Source organism: Streptomyces sp. NPDC049627 (genome assembly GCF_044465645.1).
GTDB lineage: Bacteria > Actinomycetota > Actinomycetes > Streptomycetales > Streptomycetaceae > Streptomyces.
Genome location: NZ_JBITLW010000005.1, coordinates 144084 through 163598 on the forward strand (window position 1 = coordinate 144084; position 19515 = coordinate 163598).

Consider the following 19515-nt stretch of genomic DNA (forward strand, 5'->3'; position numbering starts at 1 on the left):
TCAGTTCTCTGCTCCCTCCGCAGCCGCATGTCCATCCGTACGTCCATCCATACGTTCATCCGTACGTATGTTCCAAGGACGGCACAGTCCCATGAAGCACACCAGCGCCACCAGTGCCGCGGCCAGTTGGACGACGGCCATCGGGACGGCGGTGTCCTCCCCGGCGATGCCCACGAGGGGTGAGGCAATCGCGCCGATGAGGAAGGAGGACGTACCGAGGAGCGCGGAGGCGGATCCGGCGGCGTGCCTGGTGCGCAGCAGGGCCAGCGACTGGGCGTTGGGGAGCGTCACCCCCATCGCCGACATCAGGACGAACAGCGCCGCGGCGACCGGGGCCAGTCCGACCTCGCCGAAGGCGCCGACGGACATCAGCAGCAGCGCCGTCGCCGAGAGGATCACCACGGCCAGGCCCGCGCCCAGGACCTTGTCCAGGCCGACCCGCCCCACCAGCAGCTTGCCGTTGATCTGGCCGACGACCACGAGCCCGACCGAGTTGAGCCCGAACAGCAGGCTGAAGGTCTGCGGCGAGGCCCCGTAGATCTCCTGGATCACGAACGGCGACGCCGATATGTACGCGAACAGCGCGGCGAAGGCGAACCCGCCGGCCAGCATGTACCCGGCGAAGGCACCGTCGGCGAGCAGACCGCGCATGGCGCGCAGGGCCTCGCCGACCCCGCCGCCGTGCCGGTCGGCCGGCGCGAGTGTCTCGGGCAGCTTCCGCCAGACGAGCCCGGCGAGCAGCAGTCCGACGACCGTGAGCACGACGAACACGCCCCGCCAGTCCGTCACCCGCAGGATCTGCCCGCCGATGAGCGGCGCCACGATCGGGGCGACCCCGGAGATCAGCATGAGGGTCGAGAAGAAGCGGGCCATGGCCACGCCGTCGTAGAGATCGCGGACGACCGCCCGCGCGATCACGATTCCCGCCGCACCGGCGAGGCCCTGCGCCAGCCGGAAGGCGACCAGGAACTCGACGGTGGGCGCGAGCGCGCAGAGCGCCGTGGCGACGACGTAGACGGCGAGGCCGGCCAGGAGCGGGCGCCTGCGGCCCCATCGGTCGCTCATCGGGCCGACCACCAGCTGCCCGAGCGCCATGCCGGCCAGGCAGGCGGTGAGCGTGAGCTGGACGGTCGCGGCGGGCGCGTGCAGGGAGCGGGTGACCTCCGGGAGCGCCGGGAGGTACATGTCCATCGCCAGCGGGGGCGTGGCGGTGAGGCCGCCCAGGACGAGGGTGACGAGGAGGCCGGTGCGGCGGAGGGAGCGGGTGGGCGGTTGCGCCGTCTTCGGGGGAGCCGACTGCCGAGTGGCCGGCTGCCGCGTGGCCGGCTGCGGAGTGGCTGTCTCCGGTATCGCCGGCTGCGGTATGGCCGGTTGCGGCACGTCCTGTGCCGGCCCCCCACCGTCGCCCATGCGCCCCTCCCTCTCCGAGTGATCCGCCCTCTATGCTCTCAGCTCGTACAGAGTGCCGAGCGTCACATGTGCTGACATGAGCGAGGGGTGGGGCCGCGGTGGCGGAACGCAGCGTGCGGTGGGGAATCCTGGCGACCGGCGGGATCGCGGCCACGTTCACGGCGGACCTGGTCGATCTGCCCGACGCCGAGGTGGTCGCGGTGGCCTCGCGCAGCCAGGACTCCGCGGACGCGTTCGCGGAACGGTTCGGGATACCGCGGGCGTACGGCGACTGGGACGCGCTCGCGCAGGACGGCGACATCGATGTCGTGTACGTCGCCACCCCGCACTCGGCGCACCGAGCCGCCGCCGGGCTGTGCCTGGAGGCCGGGCGGAACGTGCTGTGCGAGAAGGCGTTCACGCTGAACGCGCGCGAGGCCGGGGAACTGGTCGCCCTGGCGAAGGCGCGCGGGAGCTTCCTGATGGAAGCGATGTGGATGTACTGCAACCCCCTGGTCCGGCGGCTCAAGGCGCTGGTGGACGACGGCGCGATCGGTGAAGTGCGCCATGTGCAGGCCGACTTCGGGCTGGCCGGCCCCTTCCCGCCCGCGCACCGCCTGCGTGACCCGGCACAGGGCGGCGGCGCGCTGCTGGACCTCGGCGTGTATCCGGTCTCCTTCGCCCAGCTGCTGCTCGGGGAGCCGTCGGATGTCGCGGCCCGCGCGACGCTGTCCGCGGAGGGCGTCGATCTGCAGACGGGAGCCCTGCTCTCCTGGGACGGCGGCGCGATGGCCTCGGTGCACTGCTCCATCGTCGGCGGTACGGCGACCGCCGCCTCCGTCACCGGTTCGCAGGGCCGTATCGACGTGCCGTACGGCTTCTTCTTCCCGGACCGCTTCGTCCTGCACCGCGACGGCCGCGACCCCGAGGAGTTCGCGGCCGACCCGGCCGACGGGCCCCGGGCCAGCCTGCGGCACGAGGCCGCCGAGGTGATGCGCGCCCTGCGGGCCGGGGAGACCGAGTCCCCGCTGGTCCCGCTGGACGGCACGCTGGCCGTGATGCGGACGCTCGACGCGATCCGGGACCGCGTCGGCGTCCGCTACCCGGGCGAGGCCCCGGAAGCGGACCCCGCGCGCGAGCTCACGCCCGCTTGAGCCCCGGCGCCCCCGCCTCCGTCACGAAGGACGCGGCCGTCGTGACCGGCGCCCCGGGCCTGGTCACGTACGGCACCGTCTTGAAGTCGGCCCGCGCCTGGTCCTCCCCCAGCGCGACGGTCACATAGCCGCGCCGTCCGTTGTAGAACCGCATGTGCGGGTTGGCCTGCATGTACGTGTCCCAGTTGGCGGGCTTGTCGATGCCGTCCCGGCCGCTCGCGACGGACGTGGCCACGATCTCCGTGCCGAGGGTGGCGGAGTCGGGGTCGTCGAAGTCGTCCTTGATGTCGAAGCAGTAGCCGACGTGCACGTCCCCGGTGAGCACCATCAGGTTCTCGACGCCGGCGGCCTTCGCCCCGTCCAGCACCCGGCGCCGGGAGGCGCGGTAGCCGTCCCAGGCGTCCATCGACACCCGGGACGGCGTGGTGAGGTCGAACTTGCGCTGGGAGAAGGTGACCTGCTGCGGTACGACGTTCCACAGCGCCGTCGACGCGCGCCACCCGTCGAGCAGCCAGCGCTCCTGCGTCTCGCCGGTCATCGTGCGCGCGGGGTCGTCGACGTCCGGCCCGGGAATCTGGGAGCCGTCGCCGTACGCCTGGTTGGAGCGGTACTGCCGGGTGTCCAGCACGTCGAACTGGGCGAGCCGGCCCCATTGGAGACGCCGGTAGAGCCGCATGTCGGGGCCCGTGGGCTGCTGGGGGCCGCGCAGGGGCTGGTTCTCCCAGTAGGCGCGGTAGGCGGAGGCCCGGCGCAGCAGGAACTCCTCCGGCGGGACGTCGTTCTCGGGGGTGTCGCCGGCGTAGTTGTTCTCGGTCTCGTGGTCGTCCCAGGTGACGACGAAGGGGTGCGCGGCGTGCGCGGCCCTGAGGTCGGGGTCGGTCTTGTAGAGGGCGTAGCGCAGGCGGTAGTCCTCCAGGGTCATGGTCTCGCGGTTGAAGAGCGCGGGGAGCGTGCGGTCGGTGTAGTTGCGGTAGCCGCCGACGGAGTTGACCGCGTACTCGTACAGGTAGTCGCCGAGGTGGAAGACGACGTCCACGTCGTCCTCGGCGAGATGGCGGTACGGCGTGTAGTAGCCGTCGGTGTAGGCCTGGCAGGAGACGGCCGCCAGGGTCAGCGAGCCCGCGGCGGCGTTCGCGAGCGGCGCGGTGCGGGTACGGCCCGTCTGGCTGATCCAGCTGCCGGTGCGGAAGCGGTAGTAGAAGACGCGGTCCGCGTCGAGCTGGTCGACCTCGACGTGGACCGTGTGGTGGAACTCGGGGTGCGCGGTGGCGGTGCCCCGTCGGGCGATCCGGCTGAACTTCTCGTCGTGGGCCAGCTCCCAGTGGACGGTGACCCGTTCGGCGGGCAGTCCGCCGTCGGGCTGGTAGGGGGCGGGGGCGAGGCGGGTCCACAGGACGACGGAGTCGGGCAGCGGGTCGCCGGAGGCGACGCCGAGGGTGAAGGGGTCGTCGTCGATCCGGCGGGCGTCGAGCTCCGCGGCGCTTGCGACGCCCGCGGCGGGCAGGTTCACGGCGAAGGCCAGCGCGGCGGCCGCGCCGGTGAGGGTCAGGAAACCGCGGCGTCCGAGGTGGCGGGCGGCGGCGCGTAGTTCGGGGGCGTGCTGGGGCGCGTGTGGTGTGATGGTCATACGGTCCTCCCCTGCCTGATGGATGCACGAGGCATTGGAGTGGCCGGGGACGACACTCGCTTGGCGCGTACACAACACCCGGATGGCGGACGAATGAGTTCCGGATGGCGGACCCTCGCCTACGCTGCGAGCCCATGACGAACAGGCAAACGGACACGAGGACCGCCGTGGTGACCGGCGCCGGCTCCGGCATCGGGCGCGCGGTCGCCGTGGAACTGCTGCGCGCCGGCTGGTCGGTGGCGCTCGCGGGGCGGCGCGTCGGGACGCTGGAGGAGACGGCGGGGCTGGTACCGGGCGCCGCCGCTCTCGCCGTACGGACGGATGTGGCACGCCAGGAGGACGTGGCGGCCCTGTTCGCCGCCACCGTGGAGCGGTTCGGGCGGGTGGACCTGCTGTTCAACAACGCGGGGACGTTCGGGCCGGGCGGGGTGCCGGTGGAGGAGCTGCCGTACGACGCCTGGCGGCATGTGGTGGACACCAACCTCAACGGCGCGTTCCTGTGCGCGCAGGCGGCGTACCGACAGATGAAGGAGCAGGACCCGCAGGGCGGCCGGATCATCAACAACGGCTCGATCTCGGCCCACACGCCACGACCGCACTCCGTCGCCTATACGGCCACCAAGCACGCGCTGACCGGCCTGACCAAGTCGCTGTCGCTGGACGGACGGCCGTACAACATCGCCGTCGGCCAGATCGACATCGGCAACGCGGCGACCGACATGACCGCCCGCATGCAGACGGGCGCGCTGCAGGCCGACGGCTCGGTGGTGCCCGAACCCGTGATGGACGTCGCCGACGTGGCGCGGACCGTGCGGCACATGGCGGAGCTGCCGCTGGCGGCGAACGTGCAGTTCGCGACGGTGCTGGCGACGGCGATGCCGTACGTGGGGCGTGGCTGAAAAGCTCCGGCAGCCTCCACCGCCTTCACAACTTGCACAAGCGGAATCTGAAATTCCGCTGCATCGACGCCGGTGGGAGGCATATGCTCAACGTCATCTGCACCAGAGCTTCACATATGGAGCAGACGGCTTCCGCAAGCCATGCCGAGGGGGGGGAGGCGGCAGCCGTTCCACGATCACCGGGTGGGGGTGGACCTCGCGCGGGACCGCGAGGTACGCACCGGTGCGTGGAACGGCTGCCGCACAGCCGGTACGGCGGCGCTCACCGCCCCAGGATCCGGTCGACCTCGGTCATCTGCTCCGCCGTCAGCGGACCCTTCGCCAGCGCGCCCGCGTTCTGCTCCGCCTGAGCGACGGAACGGAACCCCGGGATCGGCACGGCGCGTGGGCTGCGGGCCCACAGCCAGGCGAGGGCGCCCTGGCCGAGCGTGCGGCCGTTGCTGGTGAGGATGTCCTTGAGCGCCTCCACGCGGGAGACCCACTCCGGGTCGGCACCCGACCCGTCCTCGAAGCCCTGCAGCCACTGCGGCGGCCGGCTGCGGATGTCCCCCGCCTCCAGGGCCTGCCCGGTCCTGCGCTTGCCGGTCAGCAGGCCCATCGCCAGCGGGCTGCGGTTGATGCTCGCCAGCTCCAGCTCCTCGCACAGCGCGAACATCTCCGGCGCGTCCTGGAGCACATTGGCCATGTGCTGTACGGCCGCACAGTGCTCCCCTTGCGCGAAGACGGCGGCGCGGGCCGGGTCGTCGGTGCTCCACGCATAGGCCCGTATGAGCCCTTCGCGCACCAACTCCTCGCAGACGTCGCGCAGTTCGGCGGCACGCTCCGGACCGGCGTCGGACAGGTGCAGCTGGTAGAGGTCGACGTGGTCGGTGTCCAGCCGCTTCAGCGAGGCGGTCAGCGCCCGGCGGACGTACTCCGGCGAGTCGTCGGCGCCGGTGAGGGTGCGGGTCTCCTCGTCGAAGACGTTGCCCCACTTGGTGGCGACGACGACATCGGCGCGGCGCTTGCCGAGAGCGCGGCCGAGGACGCGTTCGCTGTGCCCGGCGCCGTAGGTGTCCGCGGTGTCGAAGAAGGTGACGCCCAGGTCGAGGGCGCGCCGGATCGCCCGTACCGACTCCTCGTCGTCGACCTTGCCCCAGCCGAGCGGCTGCCCGTCCGCGGCCTGCCACTCACCGCCGATGGCCCAGCAGCCGAAGCCGAGAGCGCTTACCCCTATGCCGGTCCGTCCCAAAGTCCTGTTGGTCTCCATGAGGTGGGACGTTATGAGGTGGAGCGCACACGAAGGCAAGGCCTTGAGCGAACTCCTTGAAAGCGATTTCGCCTGAAGCGATTACGCCTGACCGGTCTCGAAGCGGGAGATCCTGCCGTCCTCCTCGACCTCGAAGTGCCACCGGGTGCGCATCTCGCCCCAGGTGTCGTTGCGGTAGCTCGCGAGGAGGTCGCGGCCCTGGTTCGACTCGTTGTCGACCTCCATGTGGCCGTTGGAGGAGAAGATCTCCGCTTCGATCCAGTCGGCGAGGTCGCGGTCGGAGCCGTCGTCGGCCATGGTCGCGCCCGGCGCGAGGATGCTCAGGAAGCCCTCGCGGTCATGGGCGTTGACGGCGGTGACGAAGGCGCGGACGGCGGGGTCGCTGAGTTTGGACGTCTGAATCGTCATACCGGTCAGCCTCACACCGGCCCCGGCGGCCCGCCACCCGAACGGCGGCGACGGGAGGCCGGACGGGTGTCGTCGGTGCGACGGTGGATACGCGGGAGGGGAACTGTTCCTGCTGTCTGTTCCTGCTCTTTGTCCAGGAGGCACTGTGAGCGCATTCGACCGACGTGATCTGGGCCTGCTGTTGCTCCGGCTGGGTGCCGGCGGGGTGCTGGCCGCCCACGGCACGCAGAAGCTGTTCGGCTGGTTCGGCGGGCACGGCATCCAGGGGACCGGCCAGTTCATGGAGTCGGTCGGCTACAAGCCGGGCAAGGCCAGCGCCGTGGCGGCGGGCCTCGCGGAGACCGGCGGCGGCACACTGCTGGCGCTGGGGCTCGCGACCCCGGCGGCGGGTGCGGCGGCGGCCGGCGGGATGGCGGGCGCGGCCACGGTGCACGCCCCGAACGGCTTCTTCAACCAGGAGGGCGGCCTGGAGTACGCGGCCACCCTGGGCCTGGCCGCGGCCGGCCTCGCGATCGCGGGCCCCGGCCGCCTCTCCCTCGACCACGCGCTCGGCCATGTCCTCGACCGCGGCTGGATGGTACCGACGGCCCTCGCGGCGACGGCCGCCGCGACGGCACTGGTGGTGGGCGCGCGCAACCGGAGGCTGGACAAGCCGGAGAAGGACGAGGGAGCGGCCGGGTTCGAGGGCCAGGAGTCGTTGTTCGGGGAGTAGGGGGCTCCGCTCGGGGCGAGCAGATAGGGCGACGGTTGGGCAACGCCCCCAAAGGGGCCCGGGGCTGTATCGATTTCGCGGCTCCGCCGCGTGGGCGGTGGCGGCCCGACCGGCAGGTCCTCGGTGTCGACGCGGCTCTCCCCCGTCGTCAGGGTCACCGCCCGCGGCCTGCGCCGCCCGGTCTCCCCCGTGAACAGCTCGTCGCCCGGGACCGCGAGCCCCTGCGGCGCGTCCAGCCCGTCCACGACGACCGTCGGCGGGGCTGCCCCAGCCAAAGTCGGCGAGCAGGCGCCCTTACGTCCAGGGCGTGGCGACGAGCCGGATCCTCGCGTCGCCGCCGACGAGAGGGGCCGCGGTGTCCGGCAGCCGGATGTGCGCGACCCAGCGGCCGGGGGCGGGGTCCTCGTCGGAGCGGGGTGCTCCGGCGATGCGGTGATCGCGGATGGCGCCTTCGATCTCCGAGTTCCAGGCGGCCCAGATGCCGGGGCCGGCCTGAGGTGTGCCCACGTCGATGACGAGGGTGTCGGCGAAGTCGGCGCTCTGCTCCAGGTGGTCGCCGAGGTGCAGGATCCCGTGCCGCTCGCGCAGGGAGATGACCCGCAGGTCGAGCATGAACCGCATGGATTCGTCCTCCGCCGGGCGCAGGCCGCTGTTGAGGAAGGTGGTCGCCAGCGGCACCGACGCCCCCGGTCCGTCCTTGGCGGTGTCGAGCTGGATCGGACACCAGTGGGCCGCGAGCTGCTCGTGCGTCACCACGGGCAGTCCGCGCACCGACAGCCTGGTCTCGGCCTGCCACACCAGATCGTCGTCGTCGGGCAACCGGTAGTCGACCAGCGACGCCTCGATCCGGGTGTCCCCGAACAGGAACCGCCGCAGGTTCTGGTAGCCCTCCTCGGAGTTGACCATGCCGTAGCGCCCGCTGTGGCTGCGGTGCACAAAGGCCCGGTGCGCACCCGGGACATACGCCCGCTCGATCTGCACGAGCCCGTCGCTGTGCGGGCCGACGGCGGCCGAGGACAGCCCGAGGGCGACGCCGTAGTCGGCCGGGTCGGTGCCCACCAGGCAGAAGACCCGCTCCACGGGCAGCTTCCCCGGGCCCTGGGGCATGACGCGGGCGTCCCAGCCCTTGGCCGGGCCCTCGGGGTCCAGATCGGCCTGCGCAGTGAGGTACTCGTACATCCGCCGGGGGCCGAAGATGTCGGCGCCCTGGACACCGAGGGCGTCCCGGGCCCGCTCCAGCCATCCGCCCCCGATGTCGAAGGCGATGCCGCCGTGCGGGGTGCCGTAGGTGAAGAACTTCGCGACGCAGCCGGCGTCACGGCCCCGGTCCGGCAGCACCTTCTGCAGCAGGCAGCGGCAGATCAGGCCGCCCATCGAGTGGGCCACGAGGAACACGGCGGGCGCGCCGGACTTCTCGCGCAGCCGGTCGATCAGGTCGAGCAGATCGGCGGCGGCGTGCTCCAGCACGTACTCCTGGGGCTCGCCGCCCCACGTCGTCGCCGAGCGGTCGTAGAAACGGTGGATCCAGACGGAGTTGGCGGGGATCTGCGCATGGTCGGCGAGATAGGTCTCCTGGTTCCCCTTCACGAGCAGTTCATAGCCCTCCTCCCGCAGCAGGCGCAGCAGCGGGCTCTCGAACTGGTGGAAGCGCGGCTGGTTGTGCCCGCCGACGCGGATGTGCACGGAGCCCTCGTTGAAGCCGTAGAAGGGGTCGTCCACGGCCTTGTCGATCCCGCGCGTCCCGCCGGCGAACCCCCGGACGTAGACGATGGGGAGTCTGCGGTTGTCGTCCACGCCTTGCCTCCAAGCACCGGGGCCTACTTCTCCTGCCTAGAGGAAGCCCGGAACTCCGACCTCCAGGAATAGCCCGGACAGGTGGTGTGCCGGGTCGGGCGGGTGCGGCCGGTCCGGTCGGGGCTTTCACCCGTGGGGAGCAGGTTGCCTGGTGGTGCGGGTCGCGTTCGTGTCGTACTGGAGTCTCACGAGGGAGGTCAGGGAGGCCCGGATGTGGGACACGGGGAAGGCCCGGCGCGTCTTCGGGGCGCCCTCGCCTCCCCGCTCCGGCGGCAGAGCCAATCTCGCGTCGTGGCGCGAGCTGCCTCTGACGGTCATCTCCCGGATGAGAACTCAGCTCGCGAAGGAGAGACACCGTCCCGTGGGCGACGCCGACGGCCGACGGCAGGCCGTGCTCGAAGGAGTCGAGCGGCATCTCCAGCAAGCCGAGGAAGCGTGCCTGAACGCCTCGCGGTTCAGGCCCAGATCCGGCACCCTCGAACGCGCCTGGTCGAACATCCGCGCCGCCGAGACCGATCTGCTCTCCCTCGCTTCCGACGACGAAGTGCGTGCGAGAGCCCCCGAAGTCCTGGGCATCGTGCGTCGCCACCTGCCGGAGGACAGCCCCCAGCGGCAGGCCGTCGAGGAGATCGCCGAGAGCGTCGAGGCCGGCGACGGGCCGCTGACGGACCAGGAGCGGAGCGCCCTGGTCAGGGCCCTCGGCTTCGCCTACGCGGCCGTGGGCGGCAAGTACCGGCGGGTGCGGGTCCTTGCGGACCTGCTCTGGATCGTCACGGGGGCGGCGACGCTGGGCTTGGTCGCGCTGGCCCTGTGGGGCTACTTGGACAAGCAGTCCCTGGATCTGTGCTTCCGCCCCCAGCCACCCGGAAACCGGGTCGTCTGCCCCACGGGTGAACACAAGGTCGAGGCCCCGCCTCCGACGGCTGTGCCGCCCGCCGCCACGGATGTCGTCACCGGCGCGTACTCCGACCCGCTGGACGTGCTGACGGTGGAGTGCGCAGGGCTCATCGGCGCCGCCCTGACGGTGGTCGCGGCGGTGCACCACCTCCATGTGGACCAGGCCACGCAGTACAAGTTCCGCCTGCCGCTCGCCACGGCCGTGCTGAAGTTCCCCGTGGGCGCGCTGTCCGCGGTGGCCGGAATCGTGCTCATCAAGGGGGCTTTCGTACCCGGCCTGAGCGACCTCGACAGCTCCGCGCAGATCCTCGGCTGGGCGGTCGTCTTCGGAGCGGCCCAGCACTTGGTCACCCACATCGTCGACCAGCGGGCGGAGGAGGCGCTGAGCGGGGTGCGCAGACCGCCTTAGCGGGGCTTTCGCAAACCCGGCGACGGATCCGCCTCCCTGGCGCGTAGAGCAGACGACAGCAGTGCACAGGGAGGGGATCAGGACGTGGCAGGGGACAGAGGCAGACGCGTCAGGGGTACGACCGCCGCGGTGGCCGCGATGGTGGCGCTCACCGCCTCACAGGCGCCGGGCACGGTCCCGGCGCGCGCCACGGCGCCGGCACCGAGGCAGACACCCGCCGAGCACGGACCGAGCGTCTCCGGCGACGCCCCGTACCGCACCGGGCTGCCGCCGCTGCGGACCGGGAAGCGCGACGGCGACAGGGCGCAGGCTCCGGCGGAGAGGGCCGCCGCGCTGCCGGCGAGCGTGTTCGCCGCGTACCGGCGCGCGGAGGAGCGGCTGGCGCGCGAGGCGCCCGGCTGCCGGCTGCGGTGGCAGTTGCTGGCGGCGATCGGGCAGGTGGAGTCCGGCCAGGCCCGGGGCGGCCGGGTGACGTCGGACGGTACGACCGTGACGCCGATCCTCGGTCCGCGGCTGGACGGCGTGGCCTTCGCACGGATCCGGGACACCGACGCAGGCGCCCACGACGGGGACGCGGTGTACGACCGCGCGGTCGGGCCGATGCAGTTCATCCCGTCGACCTGGGCCCGCTGGGGTGCGGACGGCAACGGTGACGGGCGCAGGGACCCGAACAACGTCTTCGACGCGGCCCTCGCCGCCGGGCGCTACCTGTGCGCGGGCGGGCGGGACCTGTCCGTGCCGGCCGAGCTGGACCGGGCGGTCCTCGGCTACAACCACTCGGCGGCCTATCTGCGCACGGTCAGGGCCTGGTACGCGTACTTCCTGGACGGGCACCGGGTCGTCCCGGACGGCTCCGCCGCCTCCGCCGAACACCCCGAGCCGTCGCCGTCCCCTTCCCGGCCGAAGCAGGTCTCACCGACGCCCCCCTCCGCCCGTCCGAGCGCCACCCCGTCCCGCCCGCCGTCGTCTCCCCCCACATCACCGACCCCCACCCCGTCCCGCCCCGCCGCCGAACCCGTGGAGACCGACAACGCCCCGCAACTCCCCCTCCCCACCCCGGACATCGGGCTCCCCGACGACGACCTGCTGTCCGACGGCACCCTCACTCACCAGTAACAGCGCGGACTCGATGACCGCCGCCCCCTCCACAACCGCCGATACTCGGCGGTAATGTCGCCCACCGCCGGACGGAACAACGCCGGTGGGGTGAGCCTGGGTCTGAATCCCGGCCGGATCAGCGCGCGTCGTCTGGTGCGTGCGATCGGTTCGGCAACGCGGCGAGCGTGCGTGCCAGGCGGCGCGCGCCCGGCCGGGGTTCAGACCCAGGCTCAGAGCGCGAAGGGGCCCTCATGGCGACGGACATGCCTGCGGACATGCCCGCAGAGACACCTGCGGAGATGCACGCCGCCGACGAACGGTGGCGGCGCATGTGGAGCCACCGTGAGCAGTTGCTCAAGGTGGCCCGGCGCAGGTCGATGAGTGCGGAGGACGCCGAGGACGCGGTGCACGAGGCGATGCTGCGTGCCGCCGAACGCCCCGACCTGGACGACGAGCGGCTCGCGGCATGGCTGACGACGGTCACGATGCGGCTGTGCGTCGACCGCTACCGGCAGGTCAACCGCGAGGCCGCGGTGCGCACCAGCCCCACCCTCATCGCGCCCGGGCCCGTCCCCGTCGAGGAAGCCGTGTGCGACCGGGCCGAGGCGAAGTGGCTGGCGGTGCGCAGCGGTGAGCTGCCCGCGCGGCAGGCCGAGGCGCTGCGGCTGAAGTCGGAGGACCTGGACGTCGGGCAGGTCGCCGTCAAGATGGGCCTGAGCTATCGGACCGTCGAGTCACTGCTGGCCCGCGCCCGGCGGACGCTGCGGCAGTCGCTGGCGGCGACGCTGGGGTTCGCGCTGTTCCTCATCGGGTGGGGACGGCCGCGCGGCGGCGGCAAGGTGCACGCCGTGGCGGTGGCATCGACGGCGGCGACCCTGGCGGTGGCGGGGTTCGTCCTGCCGTACGCCCTCGACGGAAGCGGGGACGGAGGCGGTACGGCGCCCCGGCCCGCCGTGGCCCCACCGGACGGCGCGCAGGCGCTGCGCACCGACGGCGACGACGCGGGCCGTACGCCTCCCGGAAACACGCCCGCTGCCACAGCCGGCGAGCGGAAAGCCGCGGACTCCCCGGCGGGGGAATCGTTCCTGCCACTGTCCGTGCCGTCACTGCCGGCCGCCCCGGAGGTCCCCGCGGTCCCGGTGTCCCCGCTGCCGGTACTGTCCGCCCCGGACGTCCCACTGACCCCCGAGCTGCCGGACGTCCCGGACCTGCCCGAGACCCCGGACCTGCCGGTGGACCCCTCCCTCGACCCGACCACCGTCCCGGACACCTCCACCCCCATACCGTCCGCCTCACTCCCCGCACCGACACCGAGCACACTGCCGTAACCACGACCAGGCGCCCGCACCCAGCCCACCACCTCACCGCCAGCTCCCGGCACCACCGCGCGGAAGGCCCCGCACCCACCCGGCCCGCCCTGCATCCCGAAACCCCAAGGCCCCCGACCCGCCGGTGGATCCCTCCGCCGATCCAACCGACACGGCCACCTCCACCGCTCTACCGTCCGTCTCACCCCTCGCGCCGACGCCGAACACGCTGCCGTGACCGCGACCAGGCTCCGGTAGCCCCCCCCCCGGCCCGTCCGACGGACACGACGGCAACCCCGGACATTCCCGCCCCGCACCATCACCCCCCTCGCTCCCGCACCCACAGCAAGCGCCCTCCGACAGCCGTCGGCACACGGACGTGAGCCCCCGGGGCATTCAGCCGCAAGCCACCCCCAATCCCCCATCCCGAAACCCGGCCGAAAAAAATCCGCCACAGAAACGACGGACGTCCGCGCCCTCCCCGTAGAGCAGATGTCAGAGCTGCTCCACGGCTGAAGGGCGGACCGGATGGGTGTCGAGATCTGTGTGGAAGGGCTGACCAAGTCCTTCGGTCACCAGGTCATCTGGCAGGACGTGTCACTGACGCTGCCCGCCGGGGAGGTCTCGGTCATGCTCGGCCCCTCGGGCACGGGCAAGTCGGTGTTCCTCAAGACGCTCGTCGGGCTGCTGAAGCCGGAGCGCGGGTCGATCACGATCCAGGGCCGGGACATCACCAGGCTCCGCGAGCACGAGCTGTACGAGGTGCGCAAGCTCTTCGGCGTGCTGTTCCAGGACGGCGCGCTGTTCGGCTCGATGAACCTGTACGACAACATCGCCTTCCCGCTGCGCGAGCACACCCGCAAGTCCGAGAGCGAGATCCGGCGCATCGTGCTGGAGAAGATGGACATGGTCGGGCTGATCGGGGCGGAGGGGAAGCTGCCCGGTGAGATCTCCGGCGGGATGCGGAAGAGGGCCGGGCTCGCCCGGGCTCTCGTGCTCGACCCGGAGATCATCCTTTTCGACGAGCCGGACTCCGGCCTCGACCCGGTCCGCGTCGCGTATCTCAACCAGCTCATCGTCGACCTCAACGCCCAGATCGACGCGACCTTCCTGATCGTCACCCACGACATCGCCTCGGCCCGCCAGGTCCCGGACAACATCGGGCTGCTGTTCCGCCGCGAGCTGGTGATGTTCGGGCCGCGGGAGGAACTGCTGACCAGTGAGGAGCCCGTCGTACGGCAGTTCCTCAACGGCCGTATGCAGGGGCCGATCGGCATGGCCGAGGAGAAGGACGCCGCCCAGGTCGAGCAGGAGCTCGCCGCCCTCGGCGCCACGGACGGCGGCAAGGGCACACAGTCTCCCGGCAGTCAGGCCATGACTCCCCGCCTGCTGCCGGGCCCGGGCATCCCGCGGCCGCCGCGCTGGGAGGCCATCGCCCGGCGCGAGGCCGCGCTGCGGCAGAAGGCGGGGGCCGGCGCATGAGCCTGTCACCGATCGGAGCGCTGCGGCAGTCGGGGAGCCTGTTCGCGATGGCGCTGGACGTCGTCCGGACCATTCCCCGACGGCCGTTCCAGGCACGGGAGTTCATCCAGCAGGCGTGGTTCGTCGCAAGCGTCACCATCCTGCCGACGGCCCTCGTGTCCATCCCCTTCGGCGCGGTCATCGCGCTCCAGATCGGCAGCCTGACCCGGCAGCTCGGCGCCCAGTCCTTCTCGGGAGCCGCCTCCGTGCTCGCCGTGCTGCGCGAGGCCTCGCCGATCGTCACCGCGCTGCTGATCGCGGGCGCGGGCGGCACCGCGATCTGCGCCGACCTCGGGGCACGGAAGATCCGCGAGGAGATCGACGCGATGCAGGTGCTGGGCATCGACCCCATCCACCGCCTCGTCGTGCCGCGCGTCCTGGCGTCGATGCTGGTCGCGGTGCTGCTCAACGGCCTGGTGTCGGTGGTCGGCGTGGCGGGCGGCTACTTCTTCAACGTCGTCCTGCAGAACGGCACCCCCGGCGCCTACCTCGCCTCCTTCACCACCCTCGCCCAGCTCTCCGACCTGTGGGCGGCCGAGATCAAGGCACTCGTCTTCGGCGCGATCGCCGCGATCGTCGCCTCCTACAAGGGGCTCACCGCGAAGGGCGGCCCGAAGGGTGTGGGCGACGCGGTGAACCAGTCGGTGGTGATCACCTTCATGTTGCTGTTCGTGACGAACTTCGTGATGACCGCGGTGTACTTCCAGGTCGTCCCGCAGAGGGGTTAGCCGATGAGACGACTCCTTCAGCGCCCCCTGCGCTCCCTCGAAGCGCTCGGCGTCCAACTCTCCTTCTACGGCCGCTCGCTGGCCTGGACCGGCCGCACCCTGCACCGCTACAAGAAGGAGATCCTGCGGCTGCTCGCCGAGGTGAGCTTCGGCCGGGGCGCCCTGGCCGTCGTCGGCGGCACGGTCGGCATCATCGCCTTCCTGTCCTTCTTCACCGGCACCGAGGTCGGCCTCCAGGGCTACGCGGCCCTCAACCAGCTCGGCACCTCCAACTTCGTGGCGTTCCTGTCGGCGTACTTCAACACCCGCGAGATCGCCCCGCTGGTGGCCGGCCTCGCGCTCTCCGCGACCGTCGGCGCCGGCTTCACGGCCCAGCTCGGCGCGATGCGGATCAGCGAGGAGACCGACGCGCTGGAGGTCATGGGCGTGCCGTCGCTGCCGTTCCTGGTGACGACGCGGATGATCGCCGGGTTCGTGGCCGTGATCCCGCTGTACGTGATCGGCCTGCTGTCCTCGTACCTCGCCGCCCGCACCATCACCACCGGCTACTACGGCCAGTCGGCGGGCACCTACGACCACTACTTCCAGCAGTACCTGCCCCCGGTGGACGTGCTGTGGTCCTTCGGCAAGGTGCTCGTCTTCGCCGTCCTGATCATCCTGGTGCACTGCTTCTACGGCTACTACGCGAGCGGCGGCCCGGCCGGCGTCGGCGTCGCGGTGGGCCGTGCGGTGCGGACCTCGATCGTGGCGATCAACGTCCTGGACTTCTTCCTGTCGTTGGCGATCTGGGGCGCCAACACAACCGTACGGATAGCGGGGTGAGCCGCCCGATGAGGGTGCCGAGGGTGCCGAAGGTGCTGAGACTGCGGTTGTACGGCGTGGTGTTCCTCGCCGTGCTCGCCCTGCTGCTGGGGCTGTCGGTCGCCGTCTACCAGCAGGCCTTCACACCGGCCGTGCGGATCACGCTGGAGGCCGACAGCCTCGGCAACCAGCTCGATCCGCGGGCCGACGTCAAGCTGCGCGGGCTGCTGGTCGGCGAGGTGCGCGAGGTGCACGCCGACGGGACGAAGGCGCGCCTCGACATCGCGCTCAAACCGGAGCACGTCGCGTACATCCCGTCGGACGTGCACGCGCGGCTGCTGCCCAAGACGCTGTTCGGCGAGAAGTACGTCGACCTGGTCCCGCCCGCCGGCGCCGGGTCAGCGGCGGCCCGCCCGATCCGCGCCGGTGACGTCATCACCCAGGACCGCACCCGCGTCGGCATCGAGGTGCAGCAGCTGATGAACGACCTGATGCCCCTGCTGCGCACGGTCCAGCCCGGCAAGCTCAACGCCACGCTCTCCGCGTTCGCCACCGCCCTCGACGGCCGCGGCGACCGCATCGGCGACAACCTCACACGCCTGGAGTCCTACCTGCACCGCCTCAACCCCCACCTGCCGTCCCTCACCGAGGACATCGCCCGCTTCGCCGAGGTCGCCGAGATCTACGGCGACGCGGCACCGGACCTGATGGACATCCTGCGCAACACCGTCACCACCAGCCGCACCCTCGTCGAGCAGAAGGACCGGCTGGCGACGGCGCTGAAGACGACGGCGACCGCGGCGGGCACGGCAAAGGAGTTCCTCGACGCGAACGGCGGCCGGCTGATCACCCTCGGCCAGGTCTCCCGCCCGACCCTGGAGCTGTTCGCCCGCTACTCCCCCGAGTACCCGTGTCTGCTGGCCGGTCTGGTCCGGCAGGAGAAGGCCTCGGAGGGGGCGTTCCGGGGCGGCAAGATGCACATCACGCTGGAGGTCGTACGGCCGCAGGGGGCGTACGAGCCGGGCGAGGAGCCGCGCTACGGCGAGCGGTCGGGCCCCGACTGCCGTGATCTTCCGGGTCCGCCGGTACCGGCGCCCGGAGCCCACCTCAACGACGGTTCGAAGTCCTCGGGTTCCTCCGCGGGCGGCCCGCTCGGCGTCTCCGCCACCCGGGCCGAGCAGCGGGCAGTCGGCTCGCTGGTCGCCCCGGTCCTGGGCGTGCCCGCCGACGAGGTGCCCCCGGTCACGACGCTGCTGTTCGGGCCGCTGGCGCGCGGGACGGCGGTGAGTGTGGCATGAGCCGTACGAAGGCGACGGGCGCCCGGCAGACGGCCGCCCCGCTCATCAAGTTCAGCCTCTTCGCGCTGGTGACGATCCTGGCGACGGCCCTGCTCGCGGCGACCATCGTGAACATCTCCTTCAGCCCGAAGGACACCTACCGCGCCGTCTTCAGCGACGTCACGGGACTGGAGAAGGGCGACGACATCCGGGTGGCCGGGGTGCGGGTCGGCGAGGTCGAAGGCATCCGGATCAAGGACCGGACCCTGGCCGAGGTCACCTTCACGGTCAGCCGGGACCGGCCGCTGCTCACCGGCACGGGCGCGGTCATCCGGTACCGCAACCTGGTCGGCCAGCGCTACGTCGCCCTGACGGAAGGGGCGGGCGACAGCACCCGGCTGCGCCCCGGCGCGACGATCCCGCTGTCCCGCACGCAGCCGGCGCTGGACCTCAACGCCCTGCTGAACGGCTTCAAGCCGCTGTTCGCCGCACTCAGCCCGAAGGACGTCAACCAGCTCGCCACGGAGATCATCCGCACGCTCCAGGGCGAGGGCGGCACGGTCAACAGCCTCCTCGTGCACACGGCGTCGCTCACCTCGACGCTGGCCGGCCGCGACAAGCTGATCGGCTCGGTCATCGACAACCTCAACACTGTGCTGGGCACGCTGGACAAGCGCGGCGCCCGCTTCTCCGGCCTGCTCAAGCAGCTGCGCCGGGTCGTCTCGGGCCTGTCCGCCGACCGGGGGCCCATCGGGAAGTCGCTGATGGGCATCGGCGACCTCACGGAGGCCACCTCGGGCCTGCTGAAGGACGCGCGCCCGCCGCTGAAGGACGACATCGCCGAGCTGACCGAGCTCACCGGAACGCTGAACGACAACGAGAAGACGGTGGAGGGCGTGCTGAAGCGGCTGCCGAACAAGCTCAACGAGCTGACCGGGACGGCGTCCTACGGCTCGTGGTTCAACTTCTACCTGTGTGACTTCGACGGTCGGATCGTCCTGCCGAAGACGGAGTCGACGTCGAAGCAGGTGCTCACCCCCGACCTGCACGTGGCGAGGGCGAGGTGCGGGGCATGAGCCGTACGAGGCACCGCCCGGAGCCGATGTTCAGGGTGCGGGTGGAACCGCCGAAGCTGCCGAAGCTGCCGTTGCCGCGCGTCCGCCTGCTGCCGCGCCGCAAACCCCGCCGGCAACCGCTGGTCAAGGTGCGCGTCGCGCCGCCCCGCATACGCCTCCCCCGCATCCGCCGCCCGCACCTGTCCCCCTTCCGCGACCGCAACCCCGTCGTCATCGGCGCGGTCGGCCTCACCGTCCTCGCGCTGCTGACGGTGGCCGCCTTCAACGCCGACCGGCTGCCGGTCATCGGCGACGGCGAGACGTACAGCGCTGCCTTCGCGGAGGCGGGCGGTCTCAAGCCGGGCGACGAGGTGCGGATCGCCGGGGTCAAGGTCGGGAAGGTGGAGGAGGTCGACCTGGACGGCGACCACGTCAAGGTCACCTTCAAGCTGAAGGGCGAGCCGGCCTTCGGCACCGAGACCGGGGCGTCGATCCGGGTCAAGACGATCCTGGGCGCGAAGTACCTGGCGCTGCACCCGAAGGGCCGCGGCCAGTTGGCGCCCGGCAGCGAGATACCGATCCGGCGGACCGTCCCCGCGTACGACGTCGTACAGGCCTTCAGCGACCTCACCACCACGACGGAGGAGGTCGACACCGACCGCGTGGCGGAGGCCCTGAACACGATCTCCGCCACCTTCGAGGACTCCCCGTCGGAGGTACGGGCGTCGATCAAGGGCCTGTCGCAGATCTCCCGGACCGTCGCCACCCGCGACAGGGCGCTGCGCGATCTGCTCGACCACGCGAACGGCGTCACGGGCGTCCTGGCGGACCGGTCGTCGGACTTCACCACCCTGGTCAAGGACGGCGACAAGCTGTTCAAGGAGATCGGCAAGCGGCGCGAGGCGATCCACAGACTGCTGAAGAGCTCCGCCGCGCTCGGCATCCAGCTCTCCGGCCTGGTCCAGGACAACGACAAGGAGATCGGCCCGGCACTCAAGGGCCTCAACCGCGTGGTGGACATGCTCGAACGGAACCAGGCCGGCTTGGACAGGAGCATCAAGCTCCTCGCTCCCTACGTCCGGCTCTTCACCAACACCCTCGGCAACGGCCGCTGGTTCGACTCCTACGTCCAGAACCTGGTCGCGGCTCCGGTGGTGCCGCAGACGCGGACGGGAGGGGCGCGGTGAGCG

The 19515-nt window shown here is 71.7% G+C and carries 17 protein-coding genes; 12 read left to right on the forward strand and 5 right to left on the reverse strand.

Translation table 11 applies throughout. The annotated features are described in order from the left end of the window. Nucleotides 1-1410 carry a Bcr/CflA family efflux MFS transporter gene (locus tag ACIBU0_RS15095; RefSeq protein ID WP_398817275.1) on the reverse strand — a complete coding sequence of 470 codons (1410 nt, stop codon included), beginning with the start codon at nt 1408-1410 and terminating at the stop codon, nt 1-3. 98 nt (nt 1411-1508) lie between these two features. Between ACIBU0_RS15095 and ACIBU0_RS15100 the strand changes: the two genes are divergently transcribed. Beyond that, the gene (locus ACIBU0_RS15100; RefSeq protein WP_398817278.1) at nt 1509-2543 is read left to right on the forward strand and encodes a Gfo/Idh/MocA family protein; all 1035 of its coding nucleotides are present in this window, start codon (nt 1509-1511) and stop codon (nt 2541-2543) included. Here the strand turns inward: ACIBU0_RS15100 and ACIBU0_RS15105 are convergent. Next, the gene (locus ACIBU0_RS15105; RefSeq protein WP_398817281.1) at nt 2530-4170 is read right to left on the reverse strand and encodes an alkaline phosphatase D family protein; all 1641 of its coding nucleotides are present in this window, start codon (nt 4168-4170) and stop codon (nt 2530-2532) included. The two genes, ACIBU0_RS15100 and ACIBU0_RS15105, sit on opposite strands and share 14 nt — an antisense overlap. Before the next feature lie 134 nt (nt 4171-4304). Between ACIBU0_RS15105 and ACIBU0_RS15110 the strand changes: the two genes are divergently transcribed. Further along, nucleotides 4305-5069, forward strand: coding sequence for an SDR family oxidoreductase (locus tag ACIBU0_RS15110; protein ID WP_398817285.1), 765 nt, complete (start codon nt 4305-4307; stop codon nt 5067-5069). Nucleotides 5070-5331: 262 nt separating this feature from the next. Here ACIBU0_RS15110 and ACIBU0_RS15115 read toward each other — a convergent pair whose 3' ends face one another. Both ACIBU0_RS15115 and ACIBU0_RS15120 read right to left on the reverse strand, forming a co-directional pair. Further along, a complete protein-coding gene (locus tag ACIBU0_RS15115) occupies nt 5332-6318 on the reverse strand; it encodes an aldo/keto reductase (RefSeq protein WP_398817288.1) in 987 nt (328 codons plus the stop codon). A gap of 81 nt (nt 6319-6399) precedes the next feature. Next, complete coding sequence (locus tag ACIBU0_RS15120; RefSeq protein ID WP_398817291.1) at nt 6400-6726, reverse strand: nuclear transport factor 2 family protein; 327 nt, start codon at nt 6724-6726, stop codon at nt 6400-6402. Nucleotides 6727-6871: 145 nt separating this feature from the next. Between ACIBU0_RS15120 and ACIBU0_RS15125 the strand changes: the two genes are divergently transcribed. Then, on the forward strand, nt 6872-7438 hold the full coding sequence (locus ACIBU0_RS15125) for a DoxX family membrane protein (protein ID WP_398817294.1): 567 nt from the start codon (nt 6872-6874) through the stop codon (nt 7436-7438). A gap of 294 nt (nt 7439-7732) precedes the next feature. On the opposite strand, the gene ACIBU0_RS15130 is transcribed toward ACIBU0_RS15125, so the two are convergent. Next, nucleotides 7733-9232: an esterase/lipase family protein gene (locus ACIBU0_RS15130; protein WP_398817297.1), complete on the reverse strand. Its 1500-nt coding sequence runs from the start codon at nt 9230-9232 to the stop codon at nt 7733-7735. 361 nt (nt 9233-9593) lie between these two features. Here ACIBU0_RS15130 and ACIBU0_RS15135 point away from each other — a divergent pair, with 361 nt between their 5' ends. The 9 genes from ACIBU0_RS15135 (at nt 9594) to ACIBU0_RS15175 (ending at nt 19512) form a co-directional block, all read left to right on the forward strand. Continuing rightward, entirely contained in the window at nt 9594-10538 is a 945-nt protein-coding gene (locus ACIBU0_RS15135) for a hypothetical protein (RefSeq protein WP_398817300.1), read from the forward strand. Between the two features lie 84 nt (nt 10539-10622). After that, a complete protein-coding gene (locus tag ACIBU0_RS15140) occupies nt 10623-11654 on the forward strand; it encodes a lytic transglycosylase domain-containing protein (protein WP_398817303.1) in 1032 nt (343 codons plus the stop codon). 233 nt (nt 11655-11887) lie between these two features. Beyond that, nucleotides 11888-12964: a sigma-70 family RNA polymerase sigma factor gene (locus tag ACIBU0_RS15145; RefSeq protein ID WP_398817306.1), complete on the forward strand. Its 1077-nt coding sequence runs from the start codon at nt 11888-11890 to the stop codon at nt 12962-12964. 507 nt (nt 12965-13471) lie between these two features. Beyond that, nucleotides 13472-14425, forward strand: coding sequence for an ABC transporter ATP-binding protein (locus tag ACIBU0_RS15150; RefSeq protein WP_398817309.1), 954 nt, complete (start codon nt 13472-13474; stop codon nt 14423-14425). Further along, the gene (locus ACIBU0_RS15155) at nt 14422-15192 is read left to right on the forward strand and encodes an MlaE family ABC transporter permease (RefSeq protein WP_398817312.1); all 771 of its coding nucleotides are present in this window, start codon (nt 14422-14424) and stop codon (nt 15190-15192) included. The genes ACIBU0_RS15150 and ACIBU0_RS15155 overlap by 4 nt, the downstream gene beginning before the upstream one ends. A 3-nt stretch (nt 15193-15195) precedes the next feature. After that, a complete protein-coding gene (locus tag ACIBU0_RS15160; protein WP_398817314.1) occupies nt 15196-16014 on the forward strand; it encodes an MlaE family ABC transporter permease in 819 nt (272 codons plus the stop codon). A gap of 8 nt (nt 16015-16022) precedes the next feature. Further along, the gene (locus tag ACIBU0_RS15165; protein WP_398817317.1) at nt 16023-17291 is read left to right on the forward strand and encodes an MCE family protein; all 1269 of its coding nucleotides are present in this window, start codon (nt 16023-16025) and stop codon (nt 17289-17291) included. Further along, nucleotides 17288-18346, forward strand: coding sequence for an MCE family protein (locus tag ACIBU0_RS15170; protein WP_398817320.1), 1059 nt, complete (start codon nt 17288-17290; stop codon nt 18344-18346). Before ACIBU0_RS15165 ends, ACIBU0_RS15170 begins: the two co-directional genes overlap by 4 nt. Before the next feature lie 179 nt (nt 18347-18525). Further along, nucleotides 18526-19512: an MCE family protein gene (locus ACIBU0_RS15175; RefSeq protein ID WP_398818280.1), complete on the forward strand. Its 987-nt coding sequence runs from the start codon at nt 18526-18528 to the stop codon at nt 19510-19512. Nucleotides 19513-19515: the final 3 nt, after the last annotated feature.